This is a genomic window from Janthinobacterium leeuwenhoeki, assembly GCF_051380795.1.
GTDB lineage: Bacteria > Pseudomonadota > Gammaproteobacteria > Burkholderiales > Burkholderiaceae_D > Janthinobacterium.
The window spans coordinates 1-4531 of sequence record NZ_JBNYXT010000066.1 but is presented as its reverse complement, the minus strand read 5'-3'; the positions used below and the strand labels follow the sequence as shown (position 1 = coordinate 4531).

Below are 4531 nucleotides of genomic sequence, written 5' to 3'. Positions count from 1 at the left end.
TAGCAAGTTGGTCCCACCCCTTCCCATCCCGAACAGGACCGTGAAACAACTTTGCGCCGATGATAGTGCTGCAACCAGTGTGAAAGTAGGTTATCGTCAGGCTTGTTATTCGTAGTAGAGAAAAACCCGACCAGAAATGGTCGGGTTTTTTTTCGTCTGCAGCTTTTGCTTGGCGCGCGCTTTTTGTTGTCCGTACGGCGGAGTTGGCCGAAGTTATCGGCCGTGAAGCCTTTTTCGGGGGATGCCAGAACGCTTTTGATGCGTCATTCAGGTCGACACTTGACTCTCTTGCCCCTTCCGTGTTGTGCACGGCCGGCACCGTCATGTTCTCTTCATATTGACACTGTACGATGACTTGCATGGCTGCTGCTCTTGAGCGGCCAGTCCTTTTCATCTCATCAAGTAAATGTGTGCATCCATGTTGGCCAAGCTTAAACTCGTCAAAACTCCCAAAGGTATCGATAGCGCCTTGATGCTGTCGGCCATGCTGATACTCTGGATCGGCAATTACAGCAATCTCGACCTCATGATCGCCGACAGCATGTTCGACGGTGCACGTGGGCAATTTGCCGGCGCTGGCAGCGCGTGGGCGGGCAGTTTCCAGTTCTGCATGAGCTTGCTGGCCGCGGCTGCGATAGTCCTGGCGGTCTGGGACACGCAACGCCCGCTGGCCTGGTCTGGCTCACGCCGCAGCGCCTTGCGCGTCGTGGCCCTGTCGGCCATTCTGGTGCCACTAAGCATCTATTTGCTCTTTTTCTTCAGCGATGTGCCCTGCCCCACGGATTTGCTGCGCTATGGCGGACTGGAACCGTATACGCGCCTGCTGGAAACGTTGCCGGCTAGTGCATCTGCCATGGTTTGCCTGCCCGCCACACATGCGAACACTGCCTGGTGGATGCTGGCCTTGCCATTGTTCTGCCTGCCCGGACGGCCACGCACGGCGCTTTTGCTCGCCGGTGTCATGTTGCTGTGCGGTTTGGCGGCAGGCTGGCAGCAGCAGTTGCAAGGTACGCAATTCTTTACGCATATCTTGTGGTCTGCCTGGATCGCTTCTTTCCTGATATATCTGCTGCATAATTTGTTCCGGGCCGAGGACGCGTTGGCCTGAAACACAAAAGTACGTCACAATCTGCCTGTCTAGTTGTCGTTTCATACAAAAACAGGAGCACCATGAACGAGCAGATTGCGAGAGAGGTGGTATTGGTCCGTGCCATCGAGATGGCCGATCAAAAAAAAGAAGTCCTCAGCGAGGATGACCGCATGTATGCCAGTCGCAGCGCGCGTGAGCTTGCGCAGTGGCAAGCTTCGGGCAAGCAGACCGAAGTGACAGGTGACGATTTCCTGCAGCAGCGTTCCGAGCTGATCCTCAAGCGCATCACCGAGCGCACGCCCGCCTTCGCCGCTTTCGCGAAACGCCGTAACGGCATGAAGACTCTGGCGCTGACCTTGCCCCTGCTGGCTTTGCTGCTGGGCGCCGGGCTGGACCGCATCACGGATCCCCATCGCGTGGATCTGCTGTCGGCACCCTTGCTGCTGATCATCGCCTGGAATGTGCTGGTCTACCTGGGTTTGCTGATCTGGCTATGCATCCCCTCGCACTCCCTCGGGTGGCCGAAAGCGGGATTGGTGCGCCACCTGAGCGTGGGCCGTCTGGCGTTGCCGCGCAAGCTGCCGCACGCCTTGTCTTCGGGCTTGCTCAGTTTCATGGGGGAATGGGCGCACTTGAGCGCCAAGCTGACGGCCGCGCGCCTGAGCCGTACCATCCACTTGAGTGCCGCCATGTTTGCCATCGGCGCCGTCGCTTCGCTGTATGCGCGCGGCTTTCTTTCGCAATACGCGGCCGGATGGGAAAGCACTTTTTTGAATGCCGGCCAAGTGCACAGCCTGCTTTCGACCCTGTTTGCGCCGGCCATTGCCCTGTTTCATTTGCAAGGCTTTTCGCTGGCGGAAATCGAAGCGCTGCGCTTCCCGCAAACAACGACCGTCGAAGGCGGCGCGCGCTGGGTGCATTTGTATGCGGCAACCATCTTCCTGCTGGTGGTCGTCCCCCGCCTGATCCTGGCACTGGTCAACAACTGGCGCGCCGCGCGTCTGGCCAAGCACTTTCCGCTGGATCTCGATCAACCGTATTTCCGCAAGCTCAATGAAAGCATAGGCGTGGCCACGGGCGGCATGCTGCGCGTCTTGCCGTACAGCTTTTCTGTCGATGAGGCACGCCACAAGGGCCTGGGGCAAATCGCCCTCATGCTGTTCGGCGAGCAGGGCCGCATGATGCTGCGCCCATCGACGTCGTATGGCGAAGAGCCGCAGGACGTCTTGCGCGACACGGACTTGAATGATCCGCAAGTCAATATCACAGCCGTGCTGTTCAATCTGACGGCGACGCCGGAAAAGGAAAATCATGGCGCCTTCCTCAATTACCTGGCGCAATCATCGGCACGCGGCATCGCTGTCCTGATCGACGAGTCCAGCTACCTGGAACGCGCTGGCGAGCAGGTGGATAATGCCGCCCGCTTGGCCGAAAGAGTCGCCTTATGGCAACAGTTCTGCCAGTTCCACAAAACCACGGCCACCCGGGTCAATTTGCTCAATCCTGCCCTGTACCCGCTCGATGCCGGTGTCGGGCTGAAAGTATCGGCAGCAGCATGAGTGTGAATGTGAATAAAGATGTGCAGGATGAGGCGGTACAGATTCAGTTCGCGCTGATTTCGCACACGAATAATGGCAAGACGACCCTGGCGCGCACTTTAGTGGGTGTGGACATTGGCGAAGTGCGCGATGCCGCCCACGTGACCGTATTTGCGGAATCGCATACCTTGCTGGCCACGCCGCAGGGCGATGCCTTGCAATTGTGGGACACGCCCGGCTTTGGCGACTCCGTGCGTCTGCTCAAACGTCTGGGCCAGTCGGGCAACCCCATCGGCTGGTTCTTGCGCGAAGTGCTGGACCGGTACCGCGACCGTCCGTTCTGGCTCAGTCAGCAAGCGCTGCGCACGGCCAAGGACTCTGCCGACGTGGTGCTGTACCTGGTCAACTCCTCCGAAAACCCCAGGGATGCGGGCTACTTGCCGGCGGAAATGAAAATCCTCGCCTGGCTGGATAAGCCGGTGGTGGTCTTGCTCAATCAGATGGGAGCGCCGCGTCCGGCCAATGAGGAACATGGCGAACAGGCGCGCTGGCGCGAGCATTTGCAGCAGTATCCGATTGTGCGTGATGTTCTGGCACTCGATGCCTTTGCCCGCTGCTGGGTACATGAGCGCGTGTTTTACGAAGCCGTGGGTAAATTGTTGCCGCAATCGCAGCAAGCCGGCTATACGCGTCTGTTTGCTGCCTGGCAAGAGCAGAATACGGCGCGTTTCCGGCAGGCGATGCACTTGTTGGCCACCCAGCTGGCGGTGGCTGGGCAAGATCGCGAGGCCATCGAGCCCGCCTCCAAGGGCTTGTTGAAATCGGCCTTGCAGGTAGTGGGTATCGGCAAGAATGCAGAGCAGCAACGCCAGGAAAAGGCCATGGCCAGCCTGGTGGCGCGGCTCAATGCGCACAGCGGTATCACCACGCGTGAACTTTTGATCCTGCACAAACTCGACCCTACCGATGCGCATAAGATCAATAGCCGGATACGGGAAAATTTCGCCGTGCGCGCGCCGATCGACAAGGCGCAAGCAGGGCTATTGGGCGCCATGATCTCCGGTGCGGCGACGGGTCTGTCGGCCGACCTGATTTCCGGCGGCTTGACTTTGGGTACGGGCGCCTTGCTTGGCGGCGTGGTCGGTGCGCTGACGTTTGCGGGCGCCGCCTGGGGCTTTAATTCCGGCACGGACCGCAATGAGCCCACCATGCAATTTACGGATGCCTTCCTGCGTACCCTGGTGGTGGCGGGCGTGCTGCGTTATCTGGCCGTGGCGCACTTTGGCCGTGGCCGCGGTAACTTTGTCGAAAGCGAGGCGCCGGCCTTCTGGCAGGATGAGGTCGAGCAAGCCGTAGCGCGCCATGAGGGCGCATTGGCCGAGCTGTGGAAAGAAGTGCGCCGCGAGAAGTCCAATGAACTGGCGGCCGAGCGTGTGCAGCCCATCATCACGGCGATCTCTGCCGATGTACTGGCGCGTCTGTACCCGGACGTGGCGCAGCAGATGTAAATGCCTGCGTCCATCGCCTATTTCCAATAGGGTTTCCCATGAGCATACATAAAATCGCGCTCATCGCCGGTGACGGGAGTGGCAATGAAGTCATGACGCGGTTTTGCGCGTCATTGAGCAGCTGCTCAAGCATGAGCCGCGTACGCCTGACATGGGCTGCAACGCCAGTACGACCGATGTGAACATGGCGGTTGCAGAATTGCTGAAATAAAGCTTGCTGCCCGAAGGCGGCTTTGCTATAGTTCGCCTCCCCAATGAGACGCACTAGTTTGCGGCAGTTGAGGATCACCGGAAACGGCGATGAGTAGTAAAGAAGGAGTTGACGGATGTAGTGAAATGCTTCATACTCTTCCTTCTTCGCAGCTGACAAACACAACGCTTTGTCGATAGCGCGA

4 protein-coding genes and 1 rRNA gene are annotated in these 4531 nt (G+C 58.9%); 4 read left to right on the top strand and 1 reads right to left on the bottom strand.

Features of this window, described 5'->3' with window-relative positions; all coding sequences use genetic code 11:
• The 4 genes from rrf to ACQ4WS_RS25320 all read left to right on the top strand — a co-directional run.
• A 5S ribosomal RNA gene (rrf, locus tag ACQ4WS_RS25335) occupies positions 1–102 on the top strand; the annotation flags it as partial.
• 316 nt (positions 103–418) lie between these two features.
• Positions 419–1108 (top strand): phosphatase PAP2 family protein, encoded by a 690-nt coding sequence (locus ACQ4WS_RS25330; RefSeq protein WP_436479711.1) that lies wholly within the window; start codon positions 419–421, stop codon positions 1106–1108.
• A gap of 62 nt (positions 1109–1170) precedes the next feature.
• Positions 1171–2649: a DUF2868 domain-containing protein gene (locus ACQ4WS_RS25325; RefSeq protein ID WP_436479710.1), complete on the top strand. Its 1479-nt coding sequence runs from the start codon at positions 1171–1173 to the stop codon at positions 2647–2649.
• The gene (locus ACQ4WS_RS25320; protein ID WP_436479709.1) at positions 2646–4136 is read left to right on the top strand and encodes a DUF3482 domain-containing protein; all 1491 of its coding nucleotides are present in this window, start codon (positions 2646–2648) and stop codon (positions 4134–4136) included. The genes ACQ4WS_RS25325 and ACQ4WS_RS25320 overlap by 4 nt, the downstream gene beginning before the upstream one ends.
• Here ACQ4WS_RS25320 and ACQ4WS_RS25315 read toward each other — a convergent pair.
• Positions 4075–4531 (bottom strand): hypothetical protein (locus ACQ4WS_RS25315; RefSeq protein ID WP_436479708.1); only part of this gene is annotated, 457 nt, incomplete at its 5' end. The two genes, ACQ4WS_RS25320 and ACQ4WS_RS25315, sit on opposite strands and share 62 nt — an antisense overlap.